The organism is Bacillus sp. THAF10 (genome assembly GCF_009363695.1).
GTDB lineage: Bacteria > Bacillota > Bacilli > Bacillales > Bacillaceae_I > Sutcliffiella_A.
In genome coordinates, this window is sequence record NZ_CP045403.1 from 2,512,401 (window position 1) to 2,527,269 (window position 14,869).

Below are 14,869 nucleotides of genomic sequence, written 5' to 3' on the forward strand. Positions count from 1 at the left end.
GTCCAATCAATATTGACGGACGAGAAAATCAAAAAATTATTCTAAGAAATCCTTTTGAAAGCTGGTCGTGATTTTTGCAGATGAGTTAGCATCCGCTGTATTTTTATTCTTGATCCCTTTTCTTATAATTCCTTTTCCATATTTCTTTTCCAGATCATGAAGTGTCCTATGAAGCGGTTCTTTCTTTGCATCTTCATGATAAGTAAACAAATCAAGCTGTTTAAAGGAGTCATCTTTTTCTTCCAGCTCTTGAGCAGTCACGCCAAGAAGACGAATTGGCTCACCATTCCAGTGTTTTTTTAAAAGAAACATCGCTGCTTCCTTTATTTGTTCTGCATTTTCTATCGGATTCGCAAGTTTTCTGCTTCTTGTTACAGTATGGTGAATACCATACCGAATCATCAGTTGAATATTTCTGCTGACTACCGATTTTCTTTTCATTCTCGCACTCACAGAAACGGATAACTTATCGATGGTCTGTTCTAATGAACGTTCATTATCTGTATCCTTTGGAAGCGTAGTAGAATTTCCAATGCTCTTAAATTCTGACACACTATCGGGGTCAACCGGTCGATTGTCGTCCCCATTCGCACGCTTTTTAAGACGCTCTCCATTAATCCCCAGGAGATGTTTGAGCTGTACCTCGTTGCCCGCTGCAAGGTCGCCAATCGTAAAAATAGATATCGAGTTTAGTTTCTCAGCTGTTTTCGCTCCGACACCATGCATTTCTTCCACTTTCAACGGCCAGAGAATTTCACTTATCTCTCTTTTTCTAAGTACCGTTATTCCTAATGGCTTTTTCATATCTGAGGCCATTTTAGCCAAAAATTTGTTAGGTGCTACCCCAATGCTGCAAGGGAGAAGTAATTCCAAATGTAATCGTTTCTGTATCTCTTCGGCAATTTGTAGTGGAGTCAACGTTCCAGAGTAATCCGTAATATCCATGTATCCTTCATCAATGGATACCGGTTCTACCAAATCGGTATATTGCCTTAATACATCAAACATGGCCTGTGAGCTTTTTCGATAACGATCAATATTTGGCTTTCTTACAATAAGCTGAGGGCACTTTTGTTTAGCTTCCCATAAAGGCATGGTTGTTTTCACTCCCAAAGCCCTTGCCTCATAACTACACGTAATAATTATCCCTTTACGCTCTTCCACGTTGCCAGCAATTGCTACGGGCTTTCCCTTTAATGCAGGATCATAGGCCATTTCTACGGATGCATAAAAGCTATTCATATCTACATGAAAAATAATACGATGCTTTTTCTTTTCTGTTTCTTTCATAACCAATCATTCCTATTTAGTATTACAATCATTATAATACTAGTTTGTAGCTTTATGTTTTTCTACAGCTTCTTCAATTTCGGTAATATTCGCTAAATTCATAATAAGAGTGTAAGGATCCAGTACAGCAATTAATCGGCTCTCTAAGTTCACCATAGCCTTTATGTATGGAGTGGAATGCTGTGCAAGCATGGACAATTCCTGCATTGCTTCTGGTTGAACATCCAATATCTCTTTTGCATCTTCTACTAACAATCCAGCAGAAATGCTAGAAGTTTGCACCACAATTAAACGAGTTTTGTCTGTGACTGTTAAATTATCTGAGAACAATATTCTTTTTGTATCTAATACAGGTATCAGTTCGTTTCTTACTTTCATTACACCTTTTAAGTATGCTGGCATTTCTGGTAATACTGTAAGTGCACTTAGTTTTTCAATTGAAATCACATGCTCTACTGAAATCCCATACTCTTCTTTACTTGATTCAAAAATAACAAGCTTTTTCGATTCCATAACTTTCCTCCCTGCCTTTTGTATTATTATAATTCACTCTAAGAAAAAAAGCTTGGCATTTTACACCAAGCTTTCCCAACTATTTTATTTTGCTACTTCTTTCATGATGCTTACAACAAGCTCTGTTGTTTTTATTAATTCTTCAATAGGCATTCTTTCGTTCGTAGTATGAATTTCTTCATAACCAACCGCTAAATTAACAGTCGGTACGCCAAATCCAGCAATCACATTTGCATCACTTCCGCCACCACTGCGTTGTAATTCTGGCGTTCTACCAATATCAGATACCGCACGTTTTGCAACTTCAACTACATGATCGCCGTCAGCATATTTAAAGCCTGGATACATAATATCTACTAGAACTTCCGCGCGGCCACCCATTTCAGAAGCAACTGTTTCAAAAGCTTCTTTCATTTTTGCAACTTGCGCTTCCATTTTTTCAGGAACTAGTGAACGTGCTTCCGCTAAAATATCAACTCGATCACAAACAATATTCGTAGGTCCTCCACCCTCAAAGCGACCAATGTTTGCTGTTGTTTCTTCATCTATACGGCCAAGTGGCATTTTAGCGATTGATTTAGCGGCAATGGTTATTGCAGATACGCCTTTTTCAGGAGCCACTCCCGCATGAGCAGTTTTTCCGTAGATCGTCGCCTTTACTTTTGCTTGTGTTGGAGCAGCAACAATGATATTTCCAACTGTGCCATCACTGTCTAAAGCAAAACCAAATTTTGCTGTTACCATTTTTGGATCAAGTGCTTTAGCACCAACTAGTCCTGACTCTTCTCCAACTGTGATTACAAATTCAATTTTTCCATGTTCAATGTTGTTTTCTTTTAAAACCCTTACTGCTTCTAGCATTGCTGCAAGACCAGCCTTGTCATCAGCACCAAGGATTGTTGTTCCATCTGTAACAATGTATCCATCTTGAATGGATGGTTTAACTCCTTTACCAGGGACTACCGTATCCATGTGGGAGGTGAAATAGATAGTGTCTACTCCATCTTTTGTTCCCTCAAGTGTACAAATTAAGTTACCAGCACCATGACCTGTTTCATTCATCGTGTCATCTTCTACGACATGTACACCAAGAGCAGAGAATTTTTCTTTTAAAACCTTACAAATTTCTGCTTCGCATTTTGTTTCTGAATCTACTTGCACTAATTCTAAAAACTCTTCCACTAATCTATCTCTGTTAATCATATGTATGTTCCTCCTACTACTTTTTGAATCCTATCCTATTATACCCTAAACAAGGGAGATTTTCCTTATTTACCATGAAGAAAGGCGACAAGCTTTCACCTGCCACCTCTCCTTTTATAATGGAATGTTACCGTGCTTTTTGTTAGGGCGAGTTTCTTTCTTGTTTCGGAGCATCTCTAGTGCTTGAATTAGCTTTATTCTAGTGTCTCTTGGATCAATCACATCATCTACCATCCCTTGGCTTGCTGCCACATATGGGTTTGCAAATTTTTCACGATATTCCTCAATTTTTTGGGCACGCGTTTCTTCCGGATTCGCGCTTTCGTTAATTTCTCTTGCAAAAATAATGTTCGCTGCTCCTTGTGGACCCATTACCGCAATTTCTGCGTTTGGCCATGCATATACAAGATCGGCTCCAATAGATTTACTATTTAAGGCAACATATGCTCCCCCATAGGCTTTTCGTAAGATGACTGTAAGCTTTGGTACTGTCGCTTCAGAATAAGCATAGAGTATTTTTGCTCCGTGACGAATAATACCTCCATGCTCTTGTTTCACACCAGGGAAGAAACCAGTAACATCTTCAAACGTTATCAATGGGATATTAAAGGAATCACAGAATCGAATAAAACGTGACGCTTTATCAGAGGAATCAATATCTAACCCTCCCGCCATTACTTTTGGCTGGTTACAAACAAGACCCACCACTTCTCCCTTTAGTCTGGCAAGACCTACGACGATATTTTTCGCGAAATCTTTATGCACCTCCATAAAGGAGCCTTCATCCACTACTTGATTAATGACAAGGCGTACATCATATGGTCTGATGGCATCAAATGGAATGGCATCTGCTAGATCTGGGCGATAATCATCACCCTGTTCGCAAGAAATTCGCTCTGGTTTTTCTTCATTATTTTGTGGAAGGTAGCTTAGAAGGTTTCGTACTTGCGCAAGAACTTCCTCCTCTGAAGAGCTGGAAAAGTGTGCATTTCCGCTAATTGAGTTATGTACTTTTGCCCCGCCTAAGCCTTCTGAACTAATTTTTTCCCCTGTCACTGTTTCAATAACTTTAGGGCCTGTGATAAACATTTGGCTCGTTTTTTCCACCATGAAAACAAAGTCAGTAATGGCTGGGGAGTATACAGCACCGCCAGCACAAGGTCCCATTATTACAGAAATTTGTGGAATCACGCCTGAGTAGATGGAATTCCGGTAAAAAATATGACCGTATCCATCTAAAGAAAGTACTCCTTCTTGAATACGTGCTCCACCTGAGTCATTTAACCCAACGATTGGCGCACCGTTTTTTGCTGCCATATCCATTACATTGGCTATTTTCTTCGCGTGCATTTCTCCTAGCGCCCCACCGAAAACAGTGAAATCCTGTGAAAAGAGGTAGATTGGTTTTCCGTTAACTTTTCCATACCCTGTAACAACTCCGTCACCTGGTCCCTTTTTCCCTTGAAGACCGAAATCATTACAACGGTGCTCGATAAACGGATTCAGTTCAACAAACGTACCTTCATCCACAAGAAGTTCAATACGTTCTCTTGCTGTTAGCTTCCCTTTTTCATGTTGCTTATCAATGCGATCGTCGCCGCCGCCAAGCTCTACTTCGCGACGTTTGTCATACAGTTCATTAATTTTTTCATAAATATCAATTGTCATGGTGTGTCGCCGCCTTTTCACAGAATTCTACCAGTACGCCATTGCTTGCTTTTGGATGCATAAATGCAATATTTGCTCCACCGGCACCCACTCTTGATTGCTTGTCAATCATTGGAATACCACGGTCTATCATTTCCTGGATTCTAGCTTCAATATCATCCACACTCAGTGCTACATGATGAATGCCTTCCCCACGTTTTTCAATAAATTTTGCAACCGGGCTGTCAGGTGAGGTTGGTTCTAAAAGCTCCAGCTTGCAGTTTCCTGCATCAATAAAAGCTACTCTCACCCGTTGTGCTGCTACATGCTCCACTGCTAAAAAGGTCAACCCCAATGTTTCTGTATAAAATGGAAGCGCTGTCTCTATGGAGTTTACAGCAATCCCGATATGGTTTACATTTTTAATCATGTTTTTCCCCCCTGTTGTATCTCCCTCAATATGACTTTATATCATTTCGACTTTTTCTGCAAAATTCCTCCCTTATTCCATTAGATTCCTCGCTTGAGAATGGGAAAAAAACCTTGTACAATAAGAAGAGCAGAATTGATAGGGAGTGAAATTGCTCAATGATGAACCGCAAATTCCAAAAGGTTGTTGTTTATTTAATGATTGGTGTTATGTTAATCACAACTCTTTTAGCAGGAGCTTCAATGTTTTTTTAATAGATTGATAAATTAAGACGAGCTACATCCATCACCGATTGGTAGCTCGTCTTTTTTCTATTGTTTGTGCTAAATTACTCTTCGAAATTGTGCAATGGAGACAATCATGACAATTTCCATAATAAAGACAAAGATTACTAACATAATGAGGAACATCCCCAGTGTCTCTGCAAAGTTCAAGCCAAATGGGATTGCGGTTAAAATTACTAAGTTAGATATAACATATATTCTCAGGCGGTTCGAAGTTCTTTTTCCTATACTATATAATCCTTTTTCCTCTGCCATTTTTATTAACTTCAGTATAATCAACACCATCAAGACGAAGTGAAGAATGCCAAGTGCGGAATGATACCAAGTAGCCATTACGTTGTCGTGAAATTGCATATTGAGCATATTCGGGTTTGGAACGACAAAGGCTGGAAGAGCAAGTACGCCGATAAAGATTGCAAAGTTTCTTTCTTTTTCAAGCTGTAGCTGTGATAATCCATAAGCAATCATGCCATACCCAATAAAATCAGGGATGATGCTAACATACTCGATATTGATATCTAGCAGCACAACGACAAATCCCCATAGGATTTTTGTTAGACCTCTATATGTATCATACATTAGTTATTCTCCTTTGCTGCTTTCATGTATTGTTTTAACTCTTTTTCAGAAAAATAAGGCTCATAGTTTGCATGGAAATCTTGCTTGAAGGGTTCTCCGTTTTCTTTCAGTCCATTTATGATAGGAATGATCGAGTAAAAGTGGAATCGATTCGGATCATCTGACTCAAATGAAAAGGCGTGTTTCACATTTAGAAATCTTATAGGAAGTGCTTCTTCTTTTCCTTGAAGCTTCATTGTTGTAATACCGTTCTCCTTACTTTTTGGTTCAAACTCTTGTTTATTAATGGTAAGGGAGAAGTTCCCTAGTCTCTCATGACCACGAATAGTCACATCCGTCACTTCGAGCCCCATTTCTGAAGAAGACATATTATCATAGCCTGTTCCATCTGATGAACCCCCACTACCTCTAAACTGAAAAGGACCTCTATTGGATTCTTTGAAGACGATTTCTCCAATCTCATAGGTATGAGAATCACCATTGGTAAAATGAGCGGTCATTTTTGTGAGGATAATATCTTCCTTTTGCTTTGGAAGTGAATCATGGTAGGTAGTAAGGTGAAGTGTCTTTATTTTATGGCTTTGGTAATAGTTCCCTTGATCGTGGGATTGGTCTGAGGAGATAGCTAGATGATGTTCGCCGAGTTCAGGAAATTCTACCCAAGCGATGTCCATCTGTTCTACTTTGTTTGTGATATAGTGCAGTCGGAAAAAATCGATGTGTTCCTTTGGTAGTTCATAATAATGCTTCATCATTATTGGTCTTTCTAGCTGTTGGGAGTTGTAGTAATACATATTCCCTGCCCAACTAACTATTGCGAGCAAAACGCCTGTAAATATAAATTTTTTTAGCATGTTACAACTACCCTTGCAGTTGCCCTCTTTTGCTTATTGCCCATCCATTATTCCCCTCTTTTTCTAGTTATCTTCCATCAAAATAATTATAGCGCAACATTTCTTTTTTGTTTAGAATTTTTTGGTAATTGTTTCACTCACAAAAAAAGAGCGGCCACAAATTGCTTTGGCCGCTCTACAATTTATTTCATGACTCCCTTTTCTTTGCCTAATTCTTCAAATGATTTCCACGACTTTACTACCCAAATTTTTGTTCCTACGGGCACTTTATTGAAAAGTTCTTCTACATGTTTGTTTTCGAGTCTGATACACCCTTGTGTCACATAGCCTCCGATGGTGTCTGGCCTATTGGTGCCGTGCACACCATACGTCCTTCCATCGGTATTTTCGGCGTCAAAGCCAATCCACCGCGTACCAAGGGGATTTTTCTTATCACCACCAGCAATGTCTTTTTTCCGGTAGTAAGGGTTAATCGCTTTGACGATAATATTGAATTCACCCTCTGGAGTGAGGTCTTCTGATTTCCCGGTGGCAACTAGGTGGACTTCCTTTAATTCCTCACCTTGAAAGTAGGCAAGCTGGTTCGTTTGTTTATTGACGATAATGTATGGATCTCCAGGGAGTGGATTTGGTCCAAGTGGCCATAATGGCGAGGTTACTAATGCGAAAATAAGTGAAAAAAGAAACATCTTTCTTCCACCTGCCTCTTTTTAAGCTTAGTGTGGTTGAAAGATGCTCTTTCCATACTTTTAGCAGGAATTTTTTAAGCCAATGAATTCACTTTTAATAATAAGGTATTGTTCAATTTCCTTTAACAGGTGACGAAGGGAGGCTCTTGATTCGAATTCTTCTCGGGTTTGTGGCAGCGGCATTTCTGTGAAAATTTCACGCATCTCACGAAGGCGGTGTAAAAATCGATAAGCTGTATTTCCCCCGTGAATGGCGTCTTCAAGATCCTCAATGAAATCAGCCACCATTTTTGCTTGTTCAAAATCTTGCTCAATAGTGGCAACGATGGGAAGCATCCTTTCCATCACATCTAGTTGTTTTTCTCTCATTTTAAAATAATGATAATAATGATTTTCTTCACGTTTGAAATGGTTTTCCACGTCTCGGAATGCTAGGCTTTTCGCTTCCTTTAAAATTAAGTTGGTGTCTGAAATTTCTTTGCCATCCCACCCCCGGTCTCCTTCCTTGAGATAGTGCGCAATTTCCGCAAACACTTTATGAAAGTTATCTTCAATTCTGAACTGAAACTCCCTAAGCTCTTTGTCAACGCTTGGCATGTAGGTATTCAAGATAAGCGCTACGATAATACCAATAGAGATGATACTCATTTCATTTATAACAAGTCCGATGGAATAGGCTTCCACTGAATAGACATGCAATAAAATTACCGAGCTTGTGGCAATTCCTTCTGTAATTCGCAGCATTACCGTTATGGGGATAAAAAATAATAATAAAAGGGCAATGGAAACAGGATTGTAGCCTAGTGATTCAAAAAAAACAAACCCAAATGCTAGGCTCAAGGAACAGGCAAAAAATCGTGCCCATGCAACTTTAAGTGATTTTCGTTTTGTATTCTGGATACAAAGGATCGCGATTATTCCGGCAGATGCGTAAAAATCCAGCTCAAAAAACTGGGCAATGCTAATAGCGATTCCGGTACCTAATGCAGTTTTGGCTGTCCGGTAACCAATTTTAAATTTCTTCATATTTCTAGCTCTCCCGCCGTTCCGTTTTGTTCAATATCTCACATATTACTATTTTGATGAAAAATAGCAAGGAAAAGAACATGGCTCTAACAAAGCAGCCATGTCATTTACTTAGGATTCTAACAGCTTTTCGAACTCATTGATTAGCTCTTCGTAGCGTTTTAACGATTCTTCGATTGGTTCTTTTTTACTCATATCCACCCCGGCACGTTTTAAAATTTCTATAGGTGGATGACTGCCACCAGCTGAGAACAATTCCTTCCGTATTCTCTCTTGTGCACGAGCCCCCTCCTCTTCTAGCTGTTCTGCTAAGGCTGCTGAGGCAGCAAAGCTAGTAGCATATTGATAGGTGTAGAAGCTTGAATGAAAAAAGTGGGGTACTCGTGCCCATTCCATCGAAATTTCTTGGTCGACTTCTACCGCTTCTCCGTAGTATTTTTTATTCAAATCATAGTACGTTTTTTTCAAGGCTTCTGCATGTAAGGGCTGCTCCTCTTGTGCCAATTGATGAATGATTTTTTCAAACTCAGCAAATTGGGTTTGTCTGAAAAGGGTCACTCGAAAATCCTCTAAATATTGGTACAACGCATGAAGCTTTTCCTCTTTTGTTTTGGCCTCCTCCATTAGCTGTTTGTGCAGTAAGTGCTCATGCAGAGTGGAGGCTACCTCTGCCGTAAAGGTAACATAGCGAGCATCCTGATACGGCTGATTTTTATTAGAAAAGTAGGAATGCATGGCATGTCCCATTTCATGAGCCAATGTTAGAACGTCACTTGGCAGACCTTGATAATTCATCAGCACATATGGATGAGAATCAAAGGAGCCAATTTGATACGCTCCAGTTGCTTTTCCTGAGGTATGATAAACATCCACCCAGTTGGCGTTAAGTCCCGCGGAAAGTGCTTTGGTGTAATCAGAGCCGATTGGAGCGAGGCCATTTATCACCGTCTTTTTCGCCACTTCATAGGGCACCTTCTCCTCCTTGGTATATGGAGAAGGCGCGGAAAGGTCATACATATGCATATTATCGATTCCCACGTATTTTTCCTTCAGTTTTAGATAGCGATGTAAAAGCGGGAGGCCCTCTTCTACGGTATCAATGAGCTGATCATACACTTTTGGGTCGACCTGGTTTCCTTCCAAGTGCGCTTCAAGTGACGATGGGTACTTTCTAGTCGAGGCAAAAAAGTTATTGGCTTTTACCGTGTTGGATAGCATGGAAGCAAAGGTGTCCTGATACTTTTCGAGCGTTCCGTAGTATGTTTTAAATGCAGCCTCTCTGATATCGCGGTTTTTACCAGACATGTAGCCAGCATAAAGCGGTGCGGAGAGTTCATATTCCTTCTCATTTACCTTAAAGCTTGGCAACACCAAATCCTTTGACATCATTTTGAAGAGCTCGCTTGGCGCATTGACCATTGGCAAGGTTTTTATCAGCATTTGCTCCATATCCGGTGGCAGTGAGTGGTTTTTCTCGTCGTATGTTTCTTTTAGAAAGTTTCGGTATGGTTGAAGTGTTTCACTTTGCATTAGCTCCGCCCATTTTTCTTTGTCCACTTCCTGAATTTCGTTTGAAAACCATGCCGTCCGCTCTACCACATACAGCATCATGTTCTCCCCTTCTTCGGCAAGTGCTTGTGCTTTCGTATCACTAATGTTCACATCCAGGTTAATTCGAGCGTAAACAAAGATTTTCTCCATTTTTCTTGAAAGGGCAAAGTATTCTTTTAAAAGACTGTGAAGTTGGTCTTCATGGACAATCTTTTCTTCCTTCCTTTTAAATTGTTCTGCCATTTTTTTTACCTGCTGGACATCCTTCTTCCAAGCGGATTCCTTCTTATAAAGAGTTTGCAGGTCCCATTTGTATTCTTGTGGGATCTCTGCTCTAGTTTTATAACTCTGACCCTCTGCATGGATGAGCAGTGGCTGAAGGGACAAAACTACCCCCATAATAATGCCCACCAACATTTTCGCTACTTTCATACCCATTCCTCCCTTTAGATTCTTCTAAGGAATAGTTTGCGTTTTCCAGCTTTTTCTATGCAGAGGAGGTTTGGGGGGGAGGGATGGATCTGATGGTTTTTAGGAAGTGAGAAGTTGGAGATGACTCGAGGTGGATTTTCCACATTTTAACTATTGCTCATAAAATTAGATTTTCGCTCGTAAATTCATTTTTTCGCTCGCAAATGTAAATTATCGATCGCAATTTTTTATTTTCGCTCTTAAACGAGGAATTTCGCTCGCAAATCAAAATTTTCGCTCTTAAGTGATTTTGGAGCATGCTAAGCTCCCAATAACCTTGCTGGAGCTCACCCTTGATTCCCCTGCTAACCCCACAGCTACCCAAGTTCATTATAAACAACACCAAATGTTACTGAAATCCTGTCAAAATACCAAAAAAGGGACGGTTCTTTCTGTTTTGCGAAAGAGTCGTCCCTCTGTTTTATTTCCCCCACCTTAGTGTAATGCCGCCCCACCCTAGTCCTGCTCCATACCCAGCTAGAACAACAAGGTCGCCTTCTTTTATGTTGCCTGCTTTCACTTCTTCGTAAAGGCCAATTGGAATGGTTGGTGCTGAAGAGTTTCCATAGTATTGAATGGTATGGGTATGCACTTTCTCCATTGGGAATTCCATTGTTTTCAATCCTGTTTCAATGATACGAAGGTTAGATTGATGCGGGATGATAAAATCTACTTCTTCGAGTTGATGTCCTGATACTTTCAGAACTGTTTTTACCGCTTCAGGGAATTTTTCAACGGCAAATTCAAATACGGCACGACCATCCATCTTGATGTTTTTGTTTTCATCAAGGTGAAGATACTTGCCACCGCTTCCATCCATTTGCATGTGAATCCCAAGAATGCCTTTATCCTCAGGAACACGGCCAACCACTACTGCAGCTGCTCCATCAGAAAATATAAGCGCAGTTTTTTTGTCCATTGGATTTAATAGGCTTGAACATTTATCGACAGCTACAACCAGAACATTTTTATATAGTCCAGTTTGAACGAACTGAGCACCGGTTGCTAGAGCAGTGATAAAACTTGAACATCCTGAATGCAGGTCGAGGCCAGCACAGGTTTCCGCTCCAATTTCATGTTGTACCAATGCTGCCGTAATATGCGTATCGTGCGTATTTGTACCGATAATGACCAAATCAATTTCCTTTGGGTCAACCCCTGCATCTTCTATTGCACGTTTTCCAGCGATTACACTCATTTCTGTTAGCGTTGTTTCAGGTTCTTCGTATCGACGTTCCATGATGCCAGTCTTTCGGATGATTTCTTCTTCCTTAATCCCAAAACGTTTCGCTATTTCCTCATTGTTTACAATTTTTTCTGGTATGTTTGCCCCGATTCCTAAGATCCCTGCATTATATTTCATAATAATCCTCCAAATTATGACTTTTTTCTACCTAATTGTAGCATAAAATCAAAAATTGTCGGAAAATTGCGCATCTATGAATATCAAAAAAATCTTTCAGAACCCGGCTTTAAAACTTTTTTACAAGGAAAACAAGAAGCACTAAATGTATGCCTAGCCCAGCTATGCAGATGGGAATAAATTGGTTGGTGCTGACGGTAGTGAGTGCTGCGACTGGCCAGTAGGTTGGGATAAGCATGAAGAGAATTTTCCAAAGGCCGGGCACAAGCATGGCTATAATTGGGGTGATGATGCTGACATTCATCACCTTAAAGAGTGCCAGCCCTTCTACTTTGTTTGCTGCGAGCATTCCTAAAAGTAAAGCAAATATTGGAGCTTCGAGTGCAAAGATGGTCGCGATGATGAGACTCTGAAACAAAGAAATCTCTACTTTGTCAGTGATAACATGAACGGCAAAAAACAAGAAAAAGCTTAGCGTAAAACTAGCTCCCAAACGGTACCGAATATATCCGCTTTTTTGCAATGGAGTAATAGCATAATAGTCCAATAACCCCTCATCACGATCATCTAACAGCATAAACCCTGTCATCATTCCTAGCATCGCTGGTATCATCAAAAAGATGATTCCCATGATTAGCTCCACATAACTCGAGAGCACTAACCCACTAAATTGCTGCAGCAACTGATTAGCGTAAGGATAAAGCACGCGAACAAGTACAGCAATCAAAAGTGGAGCGAAAATTCCTACCATCAGAATTCCGTCCCTACTAATTAACCTAGCGTCATTCAACATGCGCTGATACATCATTTTCATGTCACTCCCTCCCCTTTATGAAGGACATGTACTTTGAAGCTATATGTGGCCAGATAAAACAGTCCTACACTCCATATGGAAAGTATAGAAATTGAATATAGCCAATCCTGCCATGATAAAGTTTGAAAGGCACCTTGAATCAGCACAATTCCTCCGTAGCTTGGCAAAACTTTTAACAAGAAAGAATCCCAGCTAACAAAGATACTCACAACTGGAAGAAAGAATACTGTTATAAGCAGTGGTGAAGAAAATAAAAACTGATTAACCGTTCGGACTCGCACGGCTAAAAGCAAGCCTAACAGCGTAAACACAATCGAAGACAGCACGACCCCCACTACAAATGGAAAAATATGAAAGGTTAATTGATGCACAAAAAGCATGATTGCTAGACTAGATAGTACGGAGATTAGGGCTAAGGAAAGAATCTTGGAAATAAGAAAGCTACCAATAGATAAGCCTGTTATAAATAATGGTCCGTACACTTTTTGGCTTTTTTCTAAAAGAATAATGCCGCCAATAAAAAAGCATCCCAAAACAGACGGATCGGTAAAGACGATAAGTACCGTCAGCTCTTGCTGGTAGCTATTGGGTAAAAAAGCAAGTAACAGCACATACACCAAAACCATAAACAGATAGGCAAAATAAAAGCCATGCTTGTATTGAAATCGGATGTCTGTCCAGAGCATTTTCATGGCGTAAGCTTCCTACCAGTCACTTCGATAAACACATCCTCCATTGTCTTTTCGTGAGTATGGATACTTAAGATGTCTTTTGTGTTTAATAGTCGGAGAAAATCGCTATTTCCTGCAATGCTGGTTAATGGAAAGCTAGCTTTTTCTTGCTGATTTTCCTTTTTCGCATATTCAACTATCACTGTTTTTTCTTTTCCTTGCCTCTTTAAGTTTGCTGGTGTATCGATTAGAGCGAGCTCCCCTTCCACCATAAAAGCAACCCTATCACAGAGCTCTTCTGCAAGATGCATATGATGAGTGGTAAGAATAACGGTCTTACCCTCGGACTTTTTGGCAAGGATGATATCCTTTAAAAGCTTACTATTATTAGGGTCTAGACCTGATGTGGGTTCGTCTAGAAATAATATGTCCGGATCGTTTAAAAGGGCTCGACAAAAATTCAGGCGCATTTTCATGCCTTTGGAGTATTTTTCAAAGCGGAGATTAGCCGCCTCTGTTAAGCCCACCTGCGCAAACAAGCTCTCTGGTTGCACCGTTTCCTTTGTGTACAGTTTTTGAAACAAACGGAGATTCTCGAGACCTGTGAGCTTGTGATAAAAATTAGGGAACTCAAATGCAACCCCGATTTGTTCATAAAAATTGTTCTTTTTTTGTTTCATTTCTTGCCCAAAAACTTTTACAGAACCATAGTAATCACTCAAGAGACCAATGAGTATTTTCTGTGCGGTACTTTTCCCCGCTCCAGAAGGGCCTAGAAACCCAAAAATCTCGCCCTTTTTTACTTCAAAGCTTATGTTTTTAAGGATAGGTGCGGCGCTCTTCTTATAACGAAAGCTTAACTCACATACCTCAATCAATTTTCTCACTCCTTAAATAATCGTTGAGCTAATCCTTCTGCCATTAGTTCAAGAGCTGGCTGAAAAAGTTCTTCTCCTACTTCCTTTTGGTGAAGGGATATTAAAACAAACGAACGAAAGGCGGCCGTAATTACATCTGGTGAAACCTTCTCCATACTTCCTTCTTCTTGCCATTTAAGGAGCAGCGGCTGAAGATCGTCAGTGTCCTTTTGAATATGCTGCTCCAATTTGTCTGCTGGTAGCTTTCGGATGATTTGTTCCATATGCTCTTGCTGAAATGAATGCTGGATAAATGGGTTGTTAAGCACCGTCGTAACGGACGTCATTAACAGGTTTTTAAATGCATTGGCATTCATCGGACTTTCAATATGCTGAAGGATTTGCCATTTGAGTTGTGCTTCCTCTTGTTCAAGGATCTCAAAATAAAGTTCCTCCTTTGATTCGTAAAAAATATAAAAGGAGCCCTGGGCAATGCCTACTGCTTTTGTCAGCTGGGACATGGTTGTCTTCTTCAATCCGTATCGCTGAAACAGTTGCTTCCCTTTTTCATGTAGCTTTGATTTGATGAGCTCTCGCTCTTTTGAGGTAAAGCCTTTTACCATCGGT

Annotated in this window: 16 protein-coding genes; 1 reads left to right on the forward strand and 15 read right to left on the reverse strand. The window is 40.1% G+C overall.

Annotation, left to right across the window (positions count from 1 at the left end):
- Positions 1-36: 36 nt before the first annotated feature.
- From FIU87_RS13210 to mce, 5 genes are all read right to left on the reverse strand, one after another.
- Complete coding sequence (locus tag FIU87_RS13210) at positions 37-1,290, reverse strand: DNA polymerase IV (RefSeq protein WP_152445021.1); 1,254 nt, start codon at positions 1,288-1,290, stop codon at positions 37-39.
- Positions 1,291-1,329: 39 nt separating this feature from the next.
- Positions 1,330-1,803 (reverse strand): chemotaxis protein CheW, encoded by a 474-nt coding sequence (locus FIU87_RS13215; RefSeq protein WP_152445022.1) that lies wholly within the window; start codon positions 1,801-1,803, stop codon positions 1,330-1,332.
- Positions 1,804-1,887: 84 nt separating this feature from the next.
- Entirely contained in the window at positions 1,888-3,006 is a 1,119-nt protein-coding gene (locus FIU87_RS13220; RefSeq protein ID WP_152445023.1) for a tripeptidase T, read from the reverse strand.
- A 114-nt stretch (positions 3,007-3,120) separates the two neighbouring features.
- On the reverse strand, positions 3,121-4,674 hold the full coding sequence (locus tag FIU87_RS13225; RefSeq protein ID WP_253905417.1) for an acyl-CoA carboxylase subunit beta: 1,554 nt from the start codon (positions 4,672-4,674) through the stop codon (positions 3,121-3,123).
- Positions 4,664-5,083 (reverse strand): methylmalonyl-CoA epimerase, encoded by a 420-nt coding sequence (gene mce / locus FIU87_RS13230; protein ID WP_152445024.1) that lies wholly within the window; start codon positions 5,081-5,083, stop codon positions 4,664-4,666. Before mce ends, FIU87_RS13225 begins: the two co-directional genes overlap by 11 nt.
- A 161-nt stretch (positions 5,084-5,244) precedes the next feature.
- On the opposite strand from mce, the gene prli42 reads away from it, so the two are divergent.
- Positions 5,245-5,337 (forward strand): stressosome-associated protein Prli42, encoded by a 93-nt coding sequence (prli42, locus tag FIU87_RS21570; protein WP_148966666.1) that lies wholly within the window; start codon positions 5,245-5,247, stop codon positions 5,335-5,337.
- A 69-nt stretch (positions 5,338-5,406) separates the two neighbouring features.
- Here prli42 and FIU87_RS13240 read toward each other — a convergent pair whose 3' ends face one another.
- The 10 genes from FIU87_RS13240 to FIU87_RS13285 form a co-directional block, all read right to left on the reverse strand.
- The gene (locus tag FIU87_RS13240; protein WP_152445025.1) at positions 5,407-5,946 is read right to left on the reverse strand and encodes a hypothetical protein; all 540 of its coding nucleotides are present in this window, start codon (positions 5,944-5,946) and stop codon (positions 5,407-5,409) included.
- On the reverse strand, positions 5,946-6,800 hold the full coding sequence (locus FIU87_RS13245) for a hypothetical protein (protein ID WP_152445026.1): 855 nt from the start codon (positions 6,798-6,800) through the stop codon (positions 5,946-5,948). Before FIU87_RS13245 ends, FIU87_RS13240 begins: the two co-directional genes overlap by 1 nt.
- Before the next feature lie 182 nt (positions 6,801-6,982).
- A complete protein-coding gene (locus FIU87_RS13250; protein WP_152445027.1) occupies positions 6,983-7,489 on the reverse strand; it encodes a L,D-transpeptidase in 507 nt (168 codons plus the stop codon).
- 60 nt (positions 7,490-7,549) lie between these two features.
- The gene (locus FIU87_RS13255) at positions 7,550-8,515 is read right to left on the reverse strand and encodes an aromatic acid exporter family protein (RefSeq protein ID WP_152445028.1); all 966 of its coding nucleotides are present in this window, start codon (positions 8,513-8,515) and stop codon (positions 7,550-7,552) included.
- 111 nt (positions 8,516-8,626) lie between these two features.
- On the reverse strand, positions 8,627-10,498 hold the full coding sequence (pepF, locus tag FIU87_RS13260; RefSeq protein WP_253905418.1) for an oligoendopeptidase F: 1,872 nt from the start codon (positions 10,496-10,498) through the stop codon (positions 8,627-8,629).
- Positions 10,499-10,958: 460 nt separating this feature from the next.
- Entirely contained in the window at positions 10,959-11,900 is a 942-nt protein-coding gene (locus FIU87_RS13265; RefSeq protein ID WP_152445030.1) for a 3-oxoacyl-ACP synthase III family protein, read from the reverse strand.
- Positions 11,901-12,009: 109 nt separating this feature from the next.
- Positions 12,010-12,714 (reverse strand): hypothetical protein, encoded by a 705-nt coding sequence (locus tag FIU87_RS13270; RefSeq protein ID WP_152445031.1) that lies wholly within the window; start codon positions 12,712-12,714, stop codon positions 12,010-12,012.
- Positions 12,711-13,406 (reverse strand): fluoroquinolone export ABC transporter permease subunit, encoded by a 696-nt coding sequence (locus tag FIU87_RS13275; protein WP_152445032.1) that lies wholly within the window; start codon positions 13,404-13,406, stop codon positions 12,711-12,713. The genes FIU87_RS13270 and FIU87_RS13275 overlap by 4 nt, the downstream gene beginning before the upstream one ends.
- Positions 13,403-14,263 (reverse strand): ABC transporter ATP-binding protein, encoded by an 861-nt coding sequence (locus FIU87_RS13280; RefSeq protein WP_152445033.1) that lies wholly within the window; start codon positions 14,261-14,263, stop codon positions 13,403-13,405. The genes FIU87_RS13275 and FIU87_RS13280 overlap by 4 nt, the downstream gene beginning before the upstream one ends.
- A gap of 5 nt (positions 14,264-14,268) precedes the next feature.
- Entirely contained in the window at positions 14,269-14,865 is a 597-nt protein-coding gene (locus tag FIU87_RS13285; RefSeq protein WP_152445034.1) for a TetR/AcrR family transcriptional regulator, read from the reverse strand.
- Positions 14,866-14,869 lie beyond the last annotated feature (4 nt).

Coding starts and splice junctions, on each gene's coding strand:
- FIU87_RS13210 (WP_152445021.1), bottom strand. CDS start 1,290: ATGAAAGAAACAGAAAAGAAAAAGCATCGTATTATTTTTCATGTAGAT.
- FIU87_RS13215 (WP_152445022.1), bottom strand. CDS start 1,803: ATGGAATCGAAAAAGCTTGTTATTTTTGAATCAAGTAAAGAAGAGTAT.
- FIU87_RS13220 (WP_152445023.1), bottom strand. CDS start 3,006: ATGATTAACAGAGATAGATTAGTGGAAGAGTTTTTAGAATTAGTGCAA.
- FIU87_RS13225 (WP_253905417.1), bottom strand. CDS start 4,674: ATGACAATTGATATTTATGAAAAAATTAATGAACTGTATGACAAACGT.
- mce (WP_152445024.1), bottom strand. CDS start 5,083: ATGATTAAAAATGTAAACCATATCGGGATTGCTGTAAACTCCATAGAG.
- prli42 (WP_148966666.1), top strand. CDS start 5,245: ATGAACCGCAAATTCCAAAAGGTTGTTGTTTATTTAATGATTGGTGTT.
- FIU87_RS13240 (WP_152445025.1), bottom strand. CDS start 5,946: ATGTATGATACATATAGAGGTCTAACAAAAATCCTATGGGGATTTGTC.
- FIU87_RS13245 (WP_152445026.1), bottom strand. CDS start 6,800: ATGCTAAAAAAATTTATATTTACAGGCGTTTTGCTCGCAATAGTTAGT.
- FIU87_RS13250 (WP_152445027.1), bottom strand. CDS start 7,489: ATGTTTCTTTTTTCACTTATTTTCGCATTAGTAACCTCGCCATTATGG.
- FIU87_RS13255 (WP_152445028.1), bottom strand. CDS start 8,515: ATGAAGAAATTTAAAATTGGTTACCGGACAGCCAAAACTGCATTAGGT.
- pepF (WP_253905418.1), bottom strand. CDS start 10,498: ATGAAAGTAGCGAAAATGTTGGTGGGCATTATTATGGGGGTAGTTTTG.
- FIU87_RS13265 (WP_152445030.1), bottom strand. CDS start 11,900: ATGAAATATAATGCAGGGATCTTAGGAATCGGGGCAAACATACCAGAA.
- FIU87_RS13270 (WP_152445031.1), bottom strand. CDS start 12,714: ATGAAAATGATGTATCAGCGCATGTTGAATGACGCTAGGTTAATTAGT.
- FIU87_RS13275 (WP_152445032.1), bottom strand. CDS start 13,406: ATGAAAATGCTCTGGACAGACATCCGATTTCAATACAAGCATGGCTTT.
- FIU87_RS13285 (WP_152445034.1), bottom strand. CDS start 14,865: ATGGTAAAAGGCTTTACCTCAAAAGAGCGAGAGCTCATCAAATCAAAG.